This is a genomic window from Simplicispira hankyongi (genome assembly GCF_003570885.1).
GTDB lineage: Bacteria > Pseudomonadota > Gammaproteobacteria > Burkholderiales > Burkholderiaceae_C > Simplicispira > Simplicispira hankyongi.
Genome location: NZ_QXJC01000001.1, coordinates 1180625 through 1198798 on the forward strand (window position 1 = coordinate 1180625; position 18174 = coordinate 1198798).

21 protein-coding genes are annotated in these 18174 nt (G+C 63.1%); 4 read left to right on the plus strand and 17 right to left on the minus strand.

All coding sequences use genetic code 11. The features are described 5' to 3' along the window. Positions 1–8 precede the first annotated feature (8 nt). On the minus strand, positions 9–464 hold the full coding sequence (locus D3F03_RS05375; protein ID WP_119108259.1) for an acyl-CoA thioesterase: 456 nt from the start codon (positions 462–464) through the stop codon (positions 9–11). Positions 465–734: 270 nt separating this feature from the next. On the opposite strand from D3F03_RS05375, the gene D3F03_RS05380 reads away from it, so the two are divergent. The 3 genes from D3F03_RS05380 to D3F03_RS05390 all read left to right on the plus strand — a co-directional run bounded on the left by D3F03_RS05380 (position 735) and on the right by D3F03_RS05390 (position 3404). Beyond that, on the plus strand, positions 735–1283 hold the full coding sequence (locus D3F03_RS05380; protein WP_119108260.1) for a phasin family protein: 549 nt from the start codon (positions 735–737) through the stop codon (positions 1281–1283). 190 nt (positions 1284–1473) lie between these two features. Next, on the plus strand, positions 1474–2532 hold the full coding sequence (locus tag D3F03_RS05385; RefSeq protein ID WP_119108261.1) for an extracellular solute-binding protein: 1059 nt from the start codon (positions 1474–1476) through the stop codon (positions 2530–2532). A gap of 113 nt (positions 2533–2645) precedes the next feature. After that, positions 2646–3404 carry a 3-hydroxyacyl-CoA dehydrogenase gene (locus D3F03_RS05390; protein WP_119108262.1) on the plus strand — a complete coding sequence of 253 codons (759 nt, stop codon included), beginning with the start codon at positions 2646–2648 and terminating at the stop codon, positions 3402–3404. A 207-nt stretch (positions 3405–3611) separates the two neighbouring features. On the opposite strand, the gene D3F03_RS05395 is transcribed toward D3F03_RS05390, so the two are convergent. The 16 genes from D3F03_RS05395 to D3F03_RS05470 are packed head-to-tail and all read right to left on the minus strand — an operon-like array spanning position 3612 to position 16190. Continuing rightward, entirely contained in the window at positions 3612–3803 is a 192-nt protein-coding gene (locus D3F03_RS05395) for a 2-hydroxymuconate tautomerase (protein ID WP_119108263.1), read from the minus strand. A gap of 20 nt (positions 3804–3823) precedes the next feature. Then, complete coding sequence (dmpH, locus tag D3F03_RS05400; RefSeq protein WP_119108264.1) at positions 3824–4612, minus strand: 2-oxo-3-hexenedioate decarboxylase; 789 nt, start codon at positions 4610–4612, stop codon at positions 3824–3826. Between the two features lie 10 nt (positions 4613–4622). Then, positions 4623–5660: a 4-hydroxy-2-oxovalerate aldolase gene (gene dmpG / locus D3F03_RS05405; RefSeq protein WP_119108265.1), complete on the minus strand. Its 1038-nt coding sequence runs from the start codon at positions 5658–5660 to the stop codon at positions 4623–4625. A 10-nt stretch (positions 5661–5670) separates the two neighbouring features. Beyond that, on the minus strand, positions 5671–6582 hold the full coding sequence (locus D3F03_RS05410) for an acetaldehyde dehydrogenase (acetylating) (RefSeq protein WP_119108266.1): 912 nt from the start codon (positions 6580–6582) through the stop codon (positions 5671–5673). Between the two features lie 15 nt (positions 6583–6597). After that, a complete protein-coding gene (gene dmpE, locus D3F03_RS05415) occupies positions 6598–7380 on the minus strand; it encodes a 2-oxopent-4-enoate hydratase (RefSeq protein ID WP_119108267.1) in 783 nt (260 codons plus the stop codon). Between the two features lie 27 nt (positions 7381–7407). Then, positions 7408–8259 (minus strand): alpha/beta fold hydrolase, encoded by an 852-nt coding sequence (locus D3F03_RS05420; RefSeq protein WP_119108268.1) that lies wholly within the window; start codon positions 8257–8259, stop codon positions 7408–7410. Positions 8260–8269: 10 nt separating this feature from the next. Continuing rightward, a complete protein-coding gene (locus D3F03_RS05425; protein ID WP_119108269.1) occupies positions 8270–9724 on the minus strand; it encodes a 2-hydroxymuconic semialdehyde dehydrogenase in 1455 nt (484 codons plus the stop codon). Between the two features lie 5 nt (positions 9725–9729). Then, positions 9730–10212 carry a GlcG/HbpS family heme-binding protein gene (locus tag D3F03_RS05430; protein ID WP_119108270.1) on the minus strand — a complete coding sequence of 161 codons (483 nt, stop codon included), beginning with the start codon at positions 10210–10212 and terminating at the stop codon, positions 9730–9732. Further along, complete coding sequence (locus D3F03_RS05435; RefSeq protein ID WP_119108271.1) at positions 10199–11143, minus strand: catechol 2,3-dioxygenase; 945 nt, start codon at positions 11141–11143, stop codon at positions 10199–10201. The genes D3F03_RS05430 and D3F03_RS05435 overlap by 14 nt, the downstream gene beginning before the upstream one ends. 31 nt (positions 11144–11174) lie before the next feature. Beyond that, a complete protein-coding gene (locus D3F03_RS05440; protein WP_119108272.1) occupies positions 11175–11531 on the minus strand; it encodes a 2Fe-2S iron-sulfur cluster-binding protein in 357 nt (118 codons plus the stop codon). Between the two features lie 13 nt (positions 11532–11544). Further along, positions 11545–12609, minus strand: a complete 1065-nt coding sequence (locus tag D3F03_RS05445; RefSeq protein WP_119108273.1) for an NADH:ubiquinone reductase (Na(+)-transporting) subunit F — start codon at positions 12607–12609, stop codon at positions 11545–11547. 55 nt (positions 12610–12664) lie between these two features. Continuing rightward, a complete protein-coding gene (locus D3F03_RS05450; protein ID WP_119108274.1) occupies positions 12665–13021 on the minus strand; it encodes a phenol hydroxylase subunit P4 in 357 nt (118 codons plus the stop codon). Further along, complete coding sequence (locus D3F03_RS05455) at positions 13018–14604, minus strand: aromatic/alkene/methane monooxygenase hydroxylase/oxygenase subunit alpha (protein WP_119108275.1); 1587 nt, start codon at positions 14602–14604, stop codon at positions 13018–13020. The genes D3F03_RS05450 and D3F03_RS05455 overlap by 4 nt, the downstream gene beginning before the upstream one ends. A 40-nt stretch (positions 14605–14644) precedes the next feature. Then, the gene (locus D3F03_RS05460; protein WP_119108593.1) at positions 14645–14914 is read right to left on the minus strand and encodes an MmoB/DmpM family protein; all 270 of its coding nucleotides are present in this window, start codon (positions 14912–14914) and stop codon (positions 14645–14647) included. A 36-nt stretch (positions 14915–14950) separates the two neighbouring features. Beyond that, positions 14951–15943 carry a ferritin family protein gene (locus D3F03_RS05465; protein WP_119108276.1) on the minus strand — a complete coding sequence of 331 codons (993 nt, stop codon included), beginning with the start codon at positions 15941–15943 and terminating at the stop codon, positions 14951–14953. 13 nt (positions 15944–15956) lie between these two features. Then, entirely contained in the window at positions 15957–16190 is a 234-nt protein-coding gene (locus D3F03_RS05470; protein WP_119108277.1) for a phenol hydroxylase subunit, read from the minus strand. A 291-nt stretch (positions 16191–16481) separates the two neighbouring features. Between D3F03_RS05470 and D3F03_RS05475 the strand changes: the two genes are divergently transcribed. Further along, positions 16482–18173 (plus strand): sigma-54-dependent Fis family transcriptional regulator, encoded by a 1692-nt coding sequence (locus tag D3F03_RS05475; protein WP_119108278.1) that lies wholly within the window; start codon positions 16482–16484, stop codon positions 18171–18173. Position 18174: the final 1 nt, after the last annotated feature.

Genomic DNA, 18174 nt, shown 5'->3' on the forward strand with positions numbered 1-18174 from the left:
CCAGCCTGTCAATGCGCCAGCAGGCGTTCGAGCACTGTGCGCAGTGGCGCCGGCAACGCCGCCGGACGCCGTGTGGCCCGGTCCACATACACGTGCACGAAATGCCCGGCGGCTGCCGTTATGGACCCGCCACCAGCGAACAGCCCCACTTCGTAGCGCACGCTGGAGCCGCCAATGCGCGCTACGCGAATGCCGGCGTCCACCTGCTGGGGAAACGCCAGCGGCTCAAAGTAGTTGCACTGGGTTTCCACCACCAACCCTATGGTCTGGCCAGCATGGATGTCGAGCACGCCCGCTTCGATCAAGTGCGCGTTGACCGCCGTATCGAACCAACTGTAGTAAACAACATTGTTCACATGCCCATAGACATCGTTGTCCATCCAGCGTGTGCTGATACTGCGAAAAACCGGGTAGGCACTGCGCTGCTGCGGCAGCGCACGCGCGGAAGTGGCAGGTGAATTCATGTCGGACATTTTGCCAGCCCGCCTGACCGGCGTGTCCCGGTTGCGTGTCCCGGCACCCAGACCTCTGAAAATGTGCACACGTTCTGTGCGCGCGCCCCGTCGACTGGGCAAGTCTCTCTAATATGCTGCATTGCAGCAAAATCACTTGCATTTCTTCAGGTTTACCCTAGAATAGCCTCCATGCTGCACTGCAACATGCCGCTCAGAATGGCCAGCGCAGATATTTCGAGTTCCGTTTTCGGACCCCTATACCTCACCTGGAGAAATCTCATGTCCCTGACCCCTGAACAAATCCTCGCAGCCCACAAAGCCAACATCGAAACCCTCTTCGGCTTGACCAACAAGGCCTTCGAAGGCGTGGAAAAGCTGGTCGAGTTGAACCTGACCGCCTCGCGCGCTGCACTGAACGAAGCCGCTGCTCACACCCAGGCCGTACTGAATGTCAAGGACGCTCAGGAACTGATGGCTCTGCAAGCCAGCCTGTTCCAGCCCCTGGCCGACAAGGCTGCTTCCTACAGCCGCCACCTGTACGACATCGCTTCCGGCACCGGCAGCGAATTCGGCAAGGCCATGGAAGTCCAGACCGCTGAAGCACAGAAGAAATTCGCTGATTTGGTCGACAGCGCTGCCAAGAACGCCCCTGCCGGCTCGGAAACCGCCGTCGCCGTGATGAAGAGCGCCGTCTCTGCTGCCAACAACGCCTACGAATCGGTCCAAAAGGCCGTCAAGCAGGCAACCGACGCTGCAGAAGCCAACTTCAACGCTGTAGCCGCTACCGCCGCAGACGCAGCCAAATCGGCTACTCCCCGCAAGCGCTAAGCAGGTCCCGCAAGCGGTGCAGACCGCAGCGTGAACCCGAAGCCCGGCTCCCGCCGGGCTTTTTTTATGGCGAAAGCCGACGTGAGTGGGCGCCGTCATCCATCCGGCAGGCATTCACAATGCTATTGCGATGAGAATGACTCGCGTTTGCGTTATCATTTGATTTGTCTTATGCCCACGCTCTGAATTCATGCCACCCACCCTCCTTGCCCGCTGGGCAACCCCTTGGCTCATGGCCGCCAGCCTGCTCGCGCCCGCATATGCCGAAGAGCCTGTCGTCAACCTCTATTCCGCACGCCACTACGCCACCGACGAAGCGCTGTACACGGGGTTCACCAAGGCCACCGGCATCAAGCTCAATCGTGTGGATGCCGACGACGCTGGCATCATCGCCAGGCTCAAGGCCGAGGGCGAAGCTTCGCCCGCTGATGTCATCCTGCTGGTGGATGCAGCACGCCTGTACCGCGGCGAGAAGGACGGCTTGTTCAAACCCATTCAGTCTCAAGCCCTGAACGCGGCCATTCCCGAGAATCTGCGCAGCCAGCCGACCGCCGATGGCGGTATCTTCTGGTTCGGCCTGTCCACCCGGGCACGCATCATCGTCTACAACAAGGCGCACGTGCAGCGGGACGATGTCGATACCTATGAAAAGCTGGCCGACCCCAAGAACAAGGGCAAACTGTGCATACGTTCGGGTTCACACCCCTACAACCTGAGCCTGTTTGGCGCCGTCAATGAACATATGGGGCCAGAAAAAACCCAGGCTTGGCTGAACGGCATGGTGGCCAACATGGCGCGCGACCCCAAGGGCGGGGACACCGACCAGATCAAGGCTGTGGCCTCGGGTGAGTGCCAAATTGCGGTAACCAACAGCTACTACCTCGCCCGGTTGATGCGTTCGTCCAAGCCCGAGGACGTCGCGGTTGCCAACAAGGTCGGCGCTGTCTTCCCGAACCAGCAAAGCTGGGGCACGCACGTGAACATTGCAGGCGGCGCCGTAGCCCGCTACGCCAAGCACCCAGACAACGCGATCAGGTTCCTCGAATACCTCGCCACACCCGAGGCCCAGAACTACTTTGCCAATGGCAACAATGAGTGGCCCACCGCCAAAGGCGTTCATCCAGACAACCCTGCACTCAAGGCCATGACAGGCGGAAAACCGTTCAAGAGCGAAAGCATCCCGATCAGTGCCGTGGGTGCGCACATGGGCGCCATCCAGCAAATGCTTGACCGCGCTGGCTTCAAATAAGCAGCGCCACGCTCCCCAACGAGCCGCCCCACTCGGACGGCTTTCGTGTTTGTGCACCAACGGCATCCCGCATAATTGACGTTTACGTCAACGTCACTTAGAGGAGACTGGGCATGCAGATCAAAGGCAAAGTATTCATCGTCACCGGCGGCGCTTCGGGCCTGGGCGAAGGCACGGCGCGGCGGCTGGCCGCACAAGGCGCCACCGTCGTCATCGCAGACATGCAAGCGGATAAGGGCGAAGCCGTCGCCAAGGACATCGGCGGCGCCTTTGTGCGCTGCGACGTGAGCAGCGAGCAAGATGGCCAGGCCGTCGTCGCCAAAGCGGTGTCGCTGGGCAAACTGATGGGCCTGGTCAACTGTGCCGGCATTGCGCCCGCAGAAAAGACCGTGGGCAAGAACGGCGCGCATTCCCTTGCCGTGTTCAGCAAAACCATTACCGTCAACCTGATTGGCAGCTTCAACATGATCCGACTGGCCGCCGAGGCCATGGCCAAGAACGAAGCCGAAGACACGGGCGAGCGTGGTGTGCTGATCTCGACCGCTAGCGTCGCCGCCTACGACGGCCAGATCGGCCAGGCGGCGTATTCCGCCTCGAAGGGCGGCGTGGTCGGGATGACGCTCCCCATCGCCCGCGACCTGGCCCGCAGCGGCATTCGCAACATGACCATTGCCCCCGGCATTTTCGGCACCCCCATGCTGTTTGGCATGCCCCAGGAAGTGCAAGACGCGCTGGCTGCCGGCGTGCCCTTCCCGAGCCGCCTGGGTACGCCCGAGGATTACGCCAAGCTGGTGCAGCACATCATCGAGAACGACATGCTCAACGGTGAGGTGATCCGCCTCGACGGCGCCATTCGCCTGGCGCCGCGCTGAGGCAAGCCTCGGCTGGCGGCGTGTCCGTGCGGTATGGCACGCCGCTGGCCCCGCGCCGCAGCGGAAAACCCGCTGCGCGCCCACGGCCTCGCGTGGGCTGCGAGGGCCTGGGGTGCGAAAAAATTAGAGCATTTTGAGGCTCTAGCGCTTATCCCATAAGCTTTTATAGCTATATATAATATAGCATTCAGGCAAACCAGCCGGTGCTCAGCGCCCCAGCTCCTTGGCGCTGACCCCCGCGATGCCCCAGTTTTCCTTGGGCACGTCGTGAATCCAGACGCGCACGTTCTCCTTGGGGGCGCCCACGGCCTCGTGCAAGGCCTGGGTGACCTTTTCAATCACCGCTTTCTTCTGCGCTTCGGTGCGGCCTTCGATCATGTAAATCTGTGCAAATGGCATGGCAAGTCCTTGAGTGGTTTTCAAACAAACCGCACCGACACGCTGCCCAGGTGCTGAATGCGCAGCGTGACGTTGTCACCTGCCTGCACCGCCACGGCCTCGGTGATGCCCCCCGAAAGCACCAGGCTGCCCGCGGGCAATACCTTGCCACGCCGTCCCAAGTGATTGACCAGCATGGCAACTGCAGCCGCCGGGTGGCCCAGCACGGCAGCGCCAGCACCCAGCGCCACCGGCTGGCCGTTCTTTTCCAGCACGACACCCAGGGTGCGCAGGTCCAGATCGCGTGCCGAGGCAACGCGGCCGCCGACGACGAAGCGCGCAGCCGAGGTGTTGTCGGCCACCACGCTCTTGAGGTCGAACTTGAAGTCGCGGTAGCGGCTGTCGATCACTTCGATGCCGGGCAGCACCACATCGCTGGCGGCGAGCACAGCGCCGATGTGGCAGCCCGGGCCCTTGAGTTCGGTGCGCGTGACAAAGCAGATTTCAGGCTCGACCTTCGGGTGGATCAGGTCGCTGACCTTGATCTCTCCGCCTTCGGGCACGACGAATTCGTCCACCAGAAAGCCGAACACCGGGTCGGTCACGCCCATCTGCTTCATTTTGGCGTGCGAGGTAAGCCCCGCCTTGAAACCCACCACGCGGGCGCCGCGCGCGAGCTTGCGCGCGAGGATACGGTCCTGAATGGCGTAGGCATCGTCCCAGCCCATATCCGGGTGTGCCTCGGTGATCTTGAGGGTGTCGTGCGCCTGCAGTTGGCAGTTTTCCAGTTGCTCTGCAAGCTGGTCGAGGGTGGTGGTATGCAATGCCATCGTGTTTCCTTCAGGCCATTTGGAGATTGCGGGCCTTGGCCAGCGTGAGCGCGGTGTCTTCGATCATGTCTTCCTGGCCACCGACCATGCCGCGGCGGCCCATCTCGACCAGGATTTCGCGCGCCGGCACGCCGTACTTCTGGCTGGCGCGCTTGGCAAACAGCAGGAAGGAGCCGTACACGCCGGCATACCCCAGCGTGAGCGCATCGCGGTCGATGCGGATCGGGAAATCCATGATCGGCACGACCAGGTCTTCGGCGACGTCCTGAATCTTGAACACGTCCACGCCGGTCTCGATGCCCATCAGGTCACACACCGCAACGAGTACTTCCATGGGGGTGTTGCCCGCCCCTGCCCCCAGGCCGGCAGCCGCAGCGTCGATGCGGCTGGCGCCCACCTCGATGGCAGCCAGGCTGTTGGCCACGCCCATGGCCAGGTTGTGGTGGCCGTGGAAACCCAGCTCGGTCTCGGGCTTGAGGGCCTGGCGCACGGCACCGAGTTTTTCTTTCACATCGTGCGGCAGCATGTGGCCGGCCGAGTCGGTGATGTAGATGCAGTTGGCGCCGTAGCCCTCCATCAGCCTGGCCTGCGTGACCAGGCCTTCAGCACTGTTCATGTGGCTCATCATCAGGAAGCCCACGGTGTCCATGCCGAGCTTGCGCGCCAGGCCAATGTGCTGTTCGCTTACATCCGCCTCGGTGCAGTGCGTGGCCACGCGAATGGTGGCGACCCCCAGGTCGTGCGCCATGCGCAAGTGGTCTACGGTGCCGATGCCCGGGATGAGCAGTGCAGAGACTTTGGCCTGCTGCATCAGCGGAATCACGGCGCCCAGATACTCCCCGTCGGTGTGGGCCGGGAAACCGTAGTTGACCGAGCTACCGCCCAGACCGTCGCCGTGCGTCACCTCGATCAGCGGCATGCCGGCCTGGTCCAGTGCGGTGGCGATAGACGTCATTTGCTCCAAGGTCATCAGGTGGCGCTTGGGATGCATGCCGTCGCGCAGCGTCATGTCGTGCAGACGAACTTTTTTGCCTTTGAGTGGGGTCATGGTGTGCTCCTTACGCGGCCACGGCTTCAAGCGTGAGCGAGCCGGCCAGAATTTCTTGTGCAAACATCTCGGCGGTGCGGGCAGCAGCGGCGGTCATGATGTCCAGGTTGCCTGCGTACTTGGGCAGGTAGTCGCCCAGGCCTTCCACTTCCAGGAAGACCGAGACGCGCTTGCCGTCAAACACCGGGCCGTTGACCAGCCGGTAGCCAGGCACGTATTTCTGCACCTCGCGGATCATGTCGTGAATGGACTGCGTGATGGCGGCCTGGTCGGGCTCGGTCTCCGTCAGACAGTGCACGGTGTCGCGCATGATCATCGGTGGCTCGGCCGGGTTGATGATGATGATGGCCTTGCCCTTCTTGGCGCCGCCCACCTTCTCGACCGCACCAGCCGTGGTGCGGGTGAATTCGTCAATGTTCTTGCGCGTACCGGGGCCCGCCGAGCGCGACGAGACCGTGGCGACGATTTCGGCGTACGCCACCGGCTGCACCCGCGATACCGCTGCCACCATGGGAATCGTGGCCTGTCCACCGCAGGTGACCATGTTGACGTTCATCTCGCCCATGCCCACATGCTCCTTGAGGTTCACGGGCGGCACGCAGTACGGGCCGATGGCAGCGGGTGTCAGGTCGATCATCAGCGCGCCCTGGACGTTGACCTTGCGGCTGTTCTCTGCATGCGCGTAGGCGCTGGTGGCGTCAAAGACGATCTGCACGCCGTCCGCCTTCATATGCGGGATGAGGCCATCGACCCCGTCGGCGGTGGTCTTGATGCCCATGGCCTTGGCACGCTTGAGCCCATCGGACTCTGGGTCGATGCCGACCATCCACACGGGCTCCAAAACCTCGCTGCGTTGGAGTTTGGCCAGCAGGTCGGTGCCAATGTTGCCGGGCCCGATGAGGGCACACTTGATTTTTTTCATGGGAGTATTCCTGTCTCAAATAAACCGTACCGAACAGCCACCGATGCCGCCAATGGTGACGCGCAAGTTGTCGCCTGCCACGACGGGGACCATGATGGCAAGCGACCCCGACAGCACGACTTCGCCCGCCTCCAGCGCGATGCCGTGCGCGCCCAGCGTGTTGGCCAGCCAGGCGACGGCATTGGCCGGGTGGCCCAGGGCGGCGGCGCCAGCGCCGGTGGCAACGATTTCGCCGTTCTTCTCCAGCACCATGCCGCAGGTGACCAGGTCCACATCGCGCGGATCGACCAGACGATCGCCGAGCACAAAAACGCCGCAGGATGCGTTGTCGGCCACGGTGTCCTGAATCTTGATCTTCCAGCCCTGAATGCGTGAATCGACGATCTCGAAGCATGCCATCACGCCCTCGGTGGCGGCAAGCACGTCGGCCGCAGTGACGCCAGGGCCCTTGAGCGTCTTCTTGAGCACAAAGGCAATTTCGCCCTCAGCCTTGGGCTGGATCAGCGTGCTGGCGGCAATGGCCTCGCCTTCGTTGTAGACCATGGCGTCGGTGAGCCAGCCGAAATCAGGCTGGTACACGCCCAGCATGTTCATCACAGCGGCGCTGGTGACGCCAATTTTCTTGCCCACTACACGCTCACCTGCTTGCAAGCGGCGCGCCATCATGCGCTGCTGGATGGCGTAGGCGTCTTCAATGGTGATGTGGGGTTCGCGGTCGGTAAGTGGCACAACCGCCTGGCGACTTTGCAGCGCCTGGTACAGCTCGTCGCCGTAGGTTTGAATTGTGGAAATATCCATGGGTTTCTTGTAGTAAGAATGAAGGAATCAGACGGTATCGGCCTCGCCCAGAAAGTCGGCGACCAGTCGTGCGAAACGCGCCGCATGTTCAATCTGGGTCCAGTGGCCGCAGTGACCGAACACATGCAACTGGCTGCTGGGAATCCACTGGCTGAGCGTGAGCGAGTTCTGCAGCGGGATGACCTTGTCTTCTCGGCCGTGCACGATCAGTGTCTCGTGCGGCAGCGCGCGGATGTCGGCCTCAGAACTGACCATGGAGTCCACCCACCGCTGGCGCGGCGCCGGAAACATCGCGGCAAACGATTCCTGGAAACCGGGGCGGATGCTGGCCTCGTACCGCAGCTGCGCCAATTCGTCGGTGACCAAGGCTCTGCTGTAGGCAAAGATGTCGAGCAGACCTCTCATGTGGGCCAGCGAGGGTTGGTAGCCCCACACGGCGTCAAGCCCGGGTGTGATGGCAAACGGCACACCGACCGACCCCATCAGTACCAGCCTGCGCACGCGCTGCGGCGCGCGAATCGTCAGCGCCAACGAGAGTGCGCCGCCAAAGCTGTTGCCGACCAGATCCACTTGCGGCACCTCCAGCACGTCCATCAAGTCCAGCGCCTGCTGCACCCAGGTGTCTAGGGTGTAGGTGATGCCAGCAGGCCGGTCGGTGTAGCCAAAACCCACCATATCGGGTGCAATCACGCGCCGCTGCTGACCGATGACGGGGAGCGCCAGACGCCAGTTGGCCCAGGCGCTGACACCAGGGCCGGAACCATGCACGAAAAGCACGGGTGGCTGGCCCGGAGCAGAGGATCCGAGGTCATGCACATTGGTGTTGAAGGCGCCGGTGCGCACGCTGCGTGCGACTTCTGGGTTGTGGGGGAGGCTCATGCAAATAGCCTCAGAGCTTGATGCAGACATTCTTGAGCTCGGTGTAGAACTCCAGCGAATGCACGCCGCCCTCGCGCCCGATACCCGATTGCTTGGAGCCACCAAAGGGCGTGCGCAGGTCGCGCAGGAACCAGCTGTTGACCCATGAGAGCCCCACCTTCATGCGCTGCGCGACACGGTGCGCCCGCGCCAGGTCGCGCGTCCAGATGGCGGTGGCCAGGCCGTACACGTTGTCGTTGGCCTTGGCGAGCACCTCGTCTTCGGTATCGAAGGGGGCGATGTGGCAGCAGGGGCCAAAGATCTCTTCCTTGATGACGCGCGCCGTCTCGGGCAGGCCGGTCCAGATCGTCGGCTGAATCCACGAGCCCCCCGCATGCGCCGGCCCCATGTCGGGCACGCCGCCGCCGGTGACCACCGTGGCGCCCTCTTCCACTGCAAGCTTGTAATACGACAGCACTTTGGCCTGGTGCTCCTTGCTGATCAAGGGGCCCATGCCGACCGCGGCGTCTTCAGGTACACCGATCTTCATGCCCTCGGCGCCTTGCTTGAGCGCAGTGACGAACTTCTCGAAGATCGGGCGCTCAACATAGACCCGCTCAGTGCCCAGGCAGACCTGGCCACAGTTGACGAACACCGAGCGCAGCGTGCCCTCGATGGCGGCGTCAAAGTCGCAATCGGCAAACACGATGGCCGCGTTCTTGCCGCCCATCTCCAGGCTCACGGGGCGCGCACCGTGGGCGGCAGCCTTCATGATGGCCTCGCCGGTGCGCGTCTCGCCCGTGAAGGTGATGGCGTCCACGCCGGGGTGCGTGGTGAGGAATTCACCCGCCGAATCAGGGCCAAAGCCGTGCACGACGTTGTACACACCGGGCGGAATACCGGCCGCGTTCACCACTTCACCCAGCAAGGCGGCGGTCTGCGGCGTTTCTTCCGAGGGCTTGACGACCACGGTGTTGCCGCAGGCCAGCGCCGGGCCCACCTTCCAGGTCATCAGCAGCAGCGGCAGGTTCCAGGGGCAGATCACGCCGACCACGCCGACTGGCGTACGGTAACCGTAGTTGATGGCGCCGCGCCCGTCGGGCGTTGCGGTTTCGAAAAATTCGGTGGCGACGTTCTTGACGACGTCGGCAAACACCTTGAAGTTCGCCGCGCCGCGCGGGATGTCGATGTGGCTGGCCAGGCTGCGGGGTTTGCCGGTATCGGCGCACTCGGCATCCAGAAATTCATCGAAACGTTGGTTAATGCCGTCGGCCAGGGCGTGCAGGCGCTCGACTCGCTCAGCCACGCTCATCTTGCCCCAGGGACCCTCAAGGGCAGCGCGGGCGGCAGCCACCGCAGCGTTGACCTGCGAGCGATCGGCCTCATGCACCTTGGCAATCATGGCGCCGGTGGTCGGCGAGTGCTTGTCGAACTGGCGCTCGCTGCCGAGGTATTCGCCGTTGATGAAGTTTTGGATATTTTTCATGGGTTCTATTCAATAGAAGGTTCAGGGGCTCCAAGCCCCAAGGCGCACAGGCCCGCACGGGCAATCGCCTCGTCCTGCGCTTCGCTGCCACCCGAAACGCCGATGGCGCCAATGCGTTCGCCGCCTTCGATTGCAGGCAGGCCACCGCCAAAGGCAATAAAGCGCGGGCGCAGCACCAGGCCTTCGCGGACGGCGGGCGAATGCCCCGCCAGCACCGCGCGCCACTGCGAGGTGGCCAAGCCAAAGCTCGCCGCGGTGTAGGCCTTATCGATGGCGATGTCCACCGAGTGCAGCGGCGCGCCCGGCATGCGCACAAAGGCCGCCAGCACCCCTGCCGCATCGACCAGCGCCACGTTCACCGCAACGCCCATCGCCGCCGCTTGCGCCGCGGCTGCACCCGCGGCTGCGTGCGCAGCCTGCCAGGTAATGCAGCGCTGCACGGTGCTGTGCAGGCCTACCGAAGTGGGGGTGGGCTCAGGTGTAGACATCGGTGAACGAGGTCACAAGCTCGCCCGTGTGGTAGAAAATTCCACTGCCCAGGCGGTCTTCGGTCCAGGTGGTCACGGGGCGGTCAGGCTGCGCCAGGTAGCCCAGGCCGGCAAAGGTTTCGTTGCGGTTGCCACTCGGGTCGAAGAAGTAAATCGTCTCGCCACGCGTGATGCCATGGCGGGTGGGCGCCACATCGATCTTGACCTTCTTCTTGGCCATGATGTCGGCGGCCTTGAGCACGTCGTGCCAGGAATCGAGGAAGAAGGCAATGTGGTGCAGGCCGCTGACCGGGCCGCCGACGAAGGCAATATCGTGCGGCGTGCTGGTGCGCGCCAGCCAGGTGGCGGCCTGCATGTCGCCGTTGGGGCCGACCAGGATTTGCTCGGTCAGGAAGAAGTCCAGGCACTCCTTCATGAAACGCGTGTTGTCCTGTACGGTATTGATACCAGCCTCAGGATTCATCTCGCACATCAGCAAGCAGTGGTCCAGCCAGTGCGCGCCGGCACCCCGGATGCCGTCCGGCCACGGATCGGGGTTCGTGGTGCCCACATCGGTGCCCGCGTATTCCTTCATGGCATACAGGCGCATTTCGTGGCCGCTCGGCAGATTGAACTGCAGCATGCGACCGGTGGACGGCAGCGCGCCTTCCGCCAACATGGTGGTCTTGATGCCCCAGGCTTCAATGCGTGTCTGAAGGGCCTCCAGATCGGCGTCGTCCTGCACCTTGTAGGCCACATGGTTCAGGCCCGCACGGTCGCTGGGGCTGAGGATGAGCGAGTACTTGTCCCACTCGTCCCAGCACTTGAGGTACACGTTGCCGGCCTTGTCCTTCATGACGGTCTTGAGGCCCAACACGTCCTCGTAATGCCTGACGGCAGCCTCGATATCCATCACGCGCAAGCTCGCGTGGCCCATTCGCAATACACCCATGTCTGTCTCCTTCGGTTGGTGAATCAATCGGTCATTCGGTTGGGGGCGCACCGCTGCGCTGCGGCCCAGAAGAAAAAGGCTTGCACAGCCTGCCTGCCACTTCGAGCCGCACCGCTTCGGTGGGCGCCACCCGGCAGGCCAGGGTGTATCCGTCAGCCTCTTCGGCCAGGCTGACATGGGCGCGGCTGACTGGCCCGATCGGCTGCACTGTGCCCTCGAGAATCCGCACCTTGCACACGCCGCAGCCGCCGTTGACGCAACCCACCGGAATGCCTTTGCGGCCCAGGCGCAACATGCCGGCCAGCAGGCTCTCTGTCGTGGCGCAGACGTAGCACTCGCCGGTCTGTGCGACGCTCACGCTGACTTTTGGCCGGGTATCAAAAAGCATGGCTGCGACTCCCTTAGACGCGCTTGAACAGCGGGCTGCGTGCGCCCTGTGCGTCAGCAGCCGAGAGGAACTTCTCGGTATAGATGTCGCGCTCGAACAAGCGGCCCTGCATCAACGCACCGATGCAGGCTTCAATCATGGGCGGCGGGCCGCAGAGGTAGGCCTTGTGGCCCGCAAAGCCGTCTTTGAAATGCGCCTGGGCCGCCTGGTGGACAAAGCCACGTGCACCACTCCAATCGTGGCCTTCACCCACCTCGGAGAGTGCCGGGACATAGGTGAAATGCGGGTGCTGCTCGGCGAGCGCGCGAAACTCCGCGTCGTAGTACAGCTCTTCGGCTGAGCGCTGTCCATAGACCAGGGTGATGGGCTCGGTGGCGCCGCTTGCCAGCAATTCAAGAATCATGGCGCGCGGGCTCGACAGCCCCGACCCCCCGGCCATGAAGACCATGGGCATGGCGGCCGAGCGGCGCACAAAGAAGCGCCCATACGGCCCGGCCAACTGCACACGGTCGCCTTCCTTCAAGCTTTGGTGCAGCCAGGTGGTGCCGGCACCGCCAGGCACCAGGCGCACATTCAATTCAATTTCACTGCTCTGCCCATCGGGCCCCGGAGCATTGGCAATCGAAAAGGCGCGGCCACCTTCGACGCCAGGAATCTGGACCTGCACATACTGACCTGCCTGGTAGCGTATGGGCGTGCTCAGGCGCAGGTGCAGCGCCTTGATGGTCGGCGTCAGCTGATCGATGCGCACCACGGTGGCGGCAAAGTCGCGCACGGGGATGGTTTGCGCATCAGGCTCGTCTTCCATGTCGGCTTCGACCGTCACATCGGACAGCAGCGTGGCGCAGCACGCCAGCGCCATGCCATCGTCACGCTCCATCTCCATCAGCGCAAAGGGGTTGGCCGGGCCTAGGTCGACCTCGCCTTCGGTGATCTGAATCTTGCAAGTACCGCACAGGCCATGGCCACAGGCGTGCGGGATGTACAGCCCGGCGCGCAAAGCGGCGTCGAGCACAGTCTGGCCGTCTTCCACGTCAATGGTGGCGCCCAGCGGTTCAAGCGTCAGTTGGTGGCTCATGGCATGTAGGGCTGGCGGACTGGTGACAGGACCGCCAGAGCCCTCTCCTCAATGGTTAGCTAAACGATCCATGGATACCGGTCAGGCCGGGCGTGCGAAAGCGAATCGCATCCTTGTGCTTGAGCCCATTGGCTTCCAGCGATTTGGCGGGGTCGGGCTTCCAAGCCTGGCCCGACTTGAACCATTCCACCTTGTCCCAATCGATGCGTCCGAAATCGGGGTGCGCGCCGTACACGCCAGGCAGCACCGCCTGCGCCAGGGCGCCAAACGGCGTTTCGGCGGGCAGCGGCAGGGCCACGGGCGAGCAATACATCAAGTGGTCTTCCCAGCCGATGTACAGCAGCGGCGCCGGGAAATTGGTGCGCACATCCTTGGCAGGAAAGTCGTAGGGCTTGAGGGCTTTGACACTCATGGCTTGGCTCCTTGTGCCGTGGCATCGGCAGGATTGGCCGGCACGGGGTCGCCGCGCCAGGCGGCAAAGTTCTTCTGGTCTTCCGAGCCTTCAAAATCGAAGTTGTCGCGGCCGACTTCCATCTGGTACCAGTCGAGCACGGCCAGCAGCGGATCAAAACCTTCGGCGGTGGGATCGACATCCGGCTTGAAGCAGTGGCCCTGGTAGATCTGGTGCACCGGCAACCAGGCCTGGATGTATTTCTCGGGCTCGTGGTCGAAGATGTCCTTGCAGCCATCGCTGCAGAAGTGGTACTTCTCACCCGCGTGCTCCGACTCGCGGTAGCAGATCTTGGTGGGGTCGCCCGGCTCGGTGAAGCCCATGGGAATCTGGCAGGTCGTGCACAGCATGGGCAGCGTGCTGTTGTAGAAGCGCTTGCCCGCTTGCTGTTGCTCGCGGTAGTGCTCCAGGCGGGGGCGGTAGTACTTGTCGAACGTATCCGGGTACTTCTCGCTGAGCCACTGCATTTCTTCTTCCTTGGGCACCCAGGTGTGGAAGGTGGCGGCGGCGGTGTAGTTGTAGAAGATGTTCCAGGCCTGGTGGCTGATGTGGTCCTTGCCCTCGCAGGCCATCTTCCAGCCGAGTGGCTCACGGATGCCGTAACGCGCCAGGTCGCGGAACAGCGCGCCGCCGTTTTCTTCCGCATACATCTCCCAGGCTTCCTTCCAGCTCATCACCCGCTTGGGCAGCATGTAGTCCTGCATCATGGCCACGAGCGTCAGCACGCGGTAGCCGCGCCAGAACCATTTGTCGATCCAGCCCTGCACGATGGGCACGTTGGCCGGGTCTTGCTCCAGCATGAACTTGATGCACTCGATGCCCAGCGTCATGTGGCGCGACTCATCGCTCTGCGCCGAGAAGCCGAAGGTGACGGTGGACAGGTCGCCGTTGTGCGCGGCGCCCGACATGAAGGGCACGAAGAGCAGGTTGGTCAGCACGTACTCGAACGAGAAGCTCACTGCCGTGAGGAACTCGAATGGCCCGGCGGTCAGCGCATCCTCAAAGAACGACTTGGGCACCGACAGGAACCACACCCGGTCAAACCAATGGCTGCTGTTGTGCATGCCGTTGAAGTACTTGTTGTAGTGCGACAGCGCGTGGGTTTCGGTCTGGAAGTGGCGCAGCTCGTCGATCGACTGCATCTGCGCCGCCACCCGTGCACCCGGACCGGTGAAATGCCGGCCAGCGTGCGCGAAACCCCGGTGCGCGTAGTACTCGAGCGGCACCACGCCCTGAATGAAGAGTTTGAGCGCGTTGATGTAGCGCGCATCCGAGACGCCCAGCTGGCCATTGTTCTGTGCAAAGGCCTCGATGACGGCGTAGAGCTTTTTCTCTTTTTCGCCCTGGTACTTCCAGTAGGCATCCATGGTCAGGCGAAACGGGTCTTCCCACTTGTCCCAATCGTGAATCTTGATGCCCTCGTACTTGTCGTACGGGAACACCTTGTCCATCGGCTGGTAGGTCGTGTCCCAACCCAGGCCGCGCGTCATGGCGGTGTAGCGGTCTTTCAGGCCGAGTTTCTTTTTGCTGACAGGGGCGTCCATCGGTGTCTCCTTGTGTGCTTATGGGGTACTGGTGGGGGGCTTAGCCGAGCCAGCTGAGCGAGAGCTCGTCGTCGTCTTCATCGACGTTCCCGGACAGGGTGACCAGGTTGACCTGAATCTGCTGCAGATCGAACGGGCGGCCCACGATGTCTTCAATCGTGGCGCGGCGAATGACCATGCGGCCGGGGGCGTCGAGCTTCACGAGGCCAGGCGAATGCACTGCTGTGGCCTGTGGGTTGTCGGCGAGGATCGCCTCCACCACGGGGCGGGACTCTTCGTTGTCCTGAAAGGCAATGAAGACCTTGGAAATCACGGCTGTTGTCATGGGTGTTCCTGGCTGAAGGGCTTAGACATCGAGGCCGGCCTTGCGGGCGCGGGCGTCGAGCGACTCACGAACGGTTTGCAGCGCGTCCAGGCCCTGCGCTCCCAGAGCAAGCTCGGCCACTGGAGCAAGCGCCGCCTGGGCCTGAGCGGCATAGGCCTGGTACCAGCCACTGATCAGCGAGCGATTGGCCTCGGACTCGGCAGCCGCCACCTTGACCACCGCATCCACCCAACGTGCCGACTCTTCGTGCCATTCGGGAATGAAGGCCGTGAGCATGGACACCGCCGTGCCGCCGTGCGGCGCCAGGTAGTCGTCCACGAAGTGCTTGTAGATCAGCGGGTACAGCAAGCCATCGAGCGCCAGGTTCTGCGCCACGAACAATTCAAACGGGTCCTGCACCACCAGGGTGTCTTCCACCAGTCGGCGCAGCGCCTGCCAGCGGGGGTGCTCCAGCCAGTCCTTCTTGCCCGCATCCAGGGCGCCTGGTTCTTCGAGCGCCAGCCCCAGACGCGTCAGGTACTGCGCCACGCCGAGCTGGTCCATGGCGTGCAGCATGGCCGGCGCCGTGAAGGCGGTGCCATAACCACGCGCGCACACCTGGGCGTTGTTCATGTTGCCGCCCCAGGCCACATGGCGCAGGGGCAGCAGCACCTCACAGGCCTTGGCACGCAAGGCGTCGGGCATTTTTGCCGCCAGGCCGCGCAACTCGACGAACTGGTAGTTCGACTCCATCGCGTCCTGCTGGCGCGCCCGGGCGATGGTCCAGTTGGCGTAGTAGTACTGGCGTGGATCGCGCAGCACGTACCAGTCGGCCAGCTTGACCGCTGTGCGACCGGTGTCGAACAGCTCAAACTCAGGCTCCCAGGTGGGTCGGTAATGGAAATTCGCCGTGGGCTGCACCCCCAGCGTCGCCTCCTGGTAGCGCGAAGCGGTCTTGTCGCCAATGTAGGCGGCCACGCGGGCAAAGGTGTGGCGCTGCGGCTCGATAGCCCTCGCCTGCAAGTCGATATTCATCTGGTTTGTCTCCTCAAACGGTAGGGAAATTCGTGCCTGGAGCGGCAGCGTCGAGCCTGCGCACCTGGTGCGTTTGGCAGAACGCATCGAAGTCCTGGTGTGGCAGCATCAGCTCCACCACCAGCTCCGGCCAGCCGATCGAAAACTCGAACTCAACAAGGCCGTTGTCGCGTCTTCTCAATACACGGATGAAGCGCTTGGTCACGTCACACTGCAGACTGTTGGTGGCGAGCGATTCGGTATTCATGGCGGACTCCCTGGATTGGCTTTGCCCATTCGTTATTGCACGGGCTGTGCCAGATATCGATAAAAATGTCTCATTGGGGAAAATTCAAGGGTTAACACTTAGCAAATGGAAGCATTCCAGCTGCCGGGCCTTGTTTTTGGTCTTTTCTTTTTGGAAATCGCCAAGAATTGCGGCATTGCAGCATCACGAATTGATGAAAACGTAGAATTTCGATAGATCAAATGATGAATTCCTGGGCGAGGCAGGCTAAATAAAGCCCGCAGATCAAATTTATTTATCGATAATTAAGGCATGTCCTCTTCTGAGATCCCCCCACTCCCCTCAGACACCGATCTGCGGCGCCTGGTGCATTTCTCGGCCGGCGACGGGCGTATCTGGCTGTCGGGCCAGCGCATGCTGCTGGTCCACGCCGCCGCATTCGGAGCCATGCGCAGGGAGTTGATGGCCACCCTCGGGCCGCTGCAAACGCGGCGCGTGCTAATGCGTGCCGGCTATGCCTCAGGTGAGCGCGATGCGCTGCTGGCGCGCCAAGTGCGCCCCGACGCGGCGCTGTTCGACACCTTTGCCGTCGGGCCACAACTGCACATGCTTGAAGGCGCAGTGCAGGTCACGCCTCAAACATTCGAACTGGACGAAGCAGCCGGCCATTTCCTGGGGCGGTTCCGCTGGGACCACAGCTGGGAGGCGGAATCACACACACGCGATTTCGGCCCTCAGCAATCCCCTGTTTGCTGGATGCTGCTGGGCTACGCCTCGGGCTACACCAGCGCGTTCTTTCGCCGCTCGGTGCTGTACAAGGAAGTCCAGTGCACTGCCTGCGGCTGCAGCCACTGCCTGATTGAAGGGCGTTTTGCCGAAGAGTGGCCAGACGCCGCCGCCCTGGCACGTGACTACGACGCCGATTCGGTGCTGGTCAAACTCGACGAATTGCAGTCGCAGGTGCAGTCCCTGCGCACGCAGATGCAGCCAGCGGACGAGCAGGGCCCGCTGGTGGGGCGCTCGCGCGCATTCGAGCAAACCGTGGACCTGCTGCGCAAAGCAGCACAAACCCAGGTCACCGTGCTGCTTACCGGAGAAACCGGTGTGGGCAAGGAGCGGTTTGCCCGCGCCCTGCACAGCATGGGCTCCCGCGCCGACAAACCGTTTGTGGCCGTGAACTGCGCTGCACTACCGGCCGAGCTGGTCGAGAGCGAGTTGTTTGGCGCCGAAAAAGGCGCCTACACCGGCGCGGGCGCCGCGCGCATCGGGCGGTTCGAGCGTGCGCACGGCGGCACCCTGATGCTGGACGAACTTGGCGAGCTGCCGCTGTCGGCGCAGGCCAAGCTGCTGCGCGTGCTGCAAACCGGGGAAATCGAGCGCCTGGGCGGCACCGAGGCGCGCAAGGTGGATGTGCGCCTCGTTGCCGCCACCAACCTCGATCTGGAAAAGGCGGTGGAGGCCGGCCACTTCCGGCGCGATCTGTTGTACCGCCTGAACGTGTACCCGATCCGCATCCCGCCACTTCGCGAGCGCGCCGACGACATCGAAGCACTGGCCATGCACCTGCTGCAAAAGTACGCGGTTCGCCACGGCAAACGCATGCTGGGGTTTTCCGACCGTGCTCTGCTGGCCATGCGCGCCCACAGCTGGCCAGGCAACGTGCGCGAGCTGGAGAACCTGATCGAGCGCGGCGTCATCCTCACACCCTCAGACGACAACGTGGAGGCCGAGGTGCTGTTTCCGCATGTCACCCTGCAAGCGGGCGCCACCATCAACGACGCCGGCACGCTGGAGCGCGCTGCCGCGCCCACGGCACAGACAGTGCAAATGTACGACGCGCTACAAGATAGTGGCCTGACCCTGGAGGCACTGGAAGACACCCTGATTCGCGAAGCGGTTGCACGTGCTGGCGGCAACCTCTCGGCCGCCGCACGCGCACTGGGGCTGACGCGCCCACAGTTGAGCTACCGCCTGGCGCGCCTGCAAGAGCGCGCGCAAGTCTGAA

Bases quoted from the DNA above. Each gene is read 5' to 3' on its own strand.
- D3F03_RS05375 (WP_119108259.1), bottom strand. From the start codon at position 464: ATGAATTCACCTGCCACTTCCGCGCGTGCGCTGCCGCAGCAGCGCAGT.
- D3F03_RS05380 (WP_119108260.1), top strand. From the start codon at position 735: ATGTCCCTGACCCCTGAACAAATCCTCGCAGCCCACAAAGCCAACATC.
- D3F03_RS05385 (WP_119108261.1), top strand. From the start codon at position 1,474: ATGCCACCCACCCTCCTTGCCCGCTGGGCAACCCCTTGGCTCATGGCC.
- D3F03_RS05390 (WP_119108262.1), top strand. From the start codon at position 2,646: ATGCAGATCAAAGGCAAAGTATTCATCGTCACCGGCGGCGCTTCGGGC.
- D3F03_RS05395 (WP_119108263.1), bottom strand. From the start codon at position 3,803: ATGCCATTTGCACAGATTTACATGATCGAAGGCCGCACCGAAGCGCAG.
- dmpH (WP_119108264.1), bottom strand. From the start codon at position 4,612: ATGGCATTGCATACCACCACCCTCGACCAGCTTGCAGAGCAACTGGAA.
- dmpG (WP_119108265.1), bottom strand. From the start codon at position 5,660: ATGACCCCACTCAAAGGCAAAAAAGTTCGTCTGCACGACATGACGCTG.
- D3F03_RS05410 (WP_119108266.1), bottom strand. From the start codon at position 6,582: ATGAAAAAAATCAAGTGTGCCCTCATCGGGCCCGGCAACATTGGCACC.
- dmpE (WP_119108267.1), bottom strand. From the start codon at position 7,380: ATGGATATTTCCACAATTCAAACCTACGGCGACGAGCTGTACCAGGCG.
- D3F03_RS05420 (WP_119108268.1), bottom strand. From the start codon at position 8,259: ATGAGCCTCCCCCACAACCCAGAAGTCGCACGCAGCGTGCGCACCGGC.
- D3F03_RS05425 (WP_119108269.1), bottom strand. From the start codon at position 9,724: ATGAAAAATATCCAAAACTTCATCAACGGCGAATACCTCGGCAGCGAG.
- D3F03_RS05430 (WP_119108270.1), bottom strand. From the start codon at position 10,212: ATGTCTACACCTGAGCCCACCCCCACTTCGGTAGGCCTGCACAGCACC.
- D3F03_RS05435 (WP_119108271.1), bottom strand. From the start codon at position 11,143: ATGGGTGTATTGCGAATGGGCCACGCGAGCTTGCGCGTGATGGATATC.
- D3F03_RS05440 (WP_119108272.1), bottom strand. From the start codon at position 11,531: ATGCTTTTTGATACCCGGCCAAAAGTCAGCGTGAGCGTCGCACAGACC.
- D3F03_RS05445 (WP_119108273.1), bottom strand. From the start codon at position 12,609: ATGAGCCACCAACTGACGCTTGAACCGCTGGGCGCCACCATTGACGTG.
- D3F03_RS05450 (WP_119108274.1), bottom strand. From the start codon at position 13,021: ATGAGTGTCAAAGCCCTCAAGCCCTACGACTTTCCTGCCAAGGATGTG.
- D3F03_RS05455 (WP_119108275.1), bottom strand. From the start codon at position 14,604: ATGGACGCCCCTGTCAGCAAAAAGAAACTCGGCCTGAAAGACCGCTAC.
- D3F03_RS05465 (WP_119108276.1), bottom strand. From the start codon at position 15,943: ATGAATATCGACTTGCAGGCGAGGGCTATCGAGCCGCAGCGCCACACC.
- D3F03_RS05470 (WP_119108277.1), bottom strand. From the start codon at position 16,190: ATGAATACCGAATCGCTCGCCACCAACAGTCTGCAGTGTGACGTGACC.
- D3F03_RS05475 (WP_119108278.1), top strand. From the start codon at position 16,482: ATGTCCTCTTCTGAGATCCCCCCACTCCCCTCAGACACCGATCTGCGG.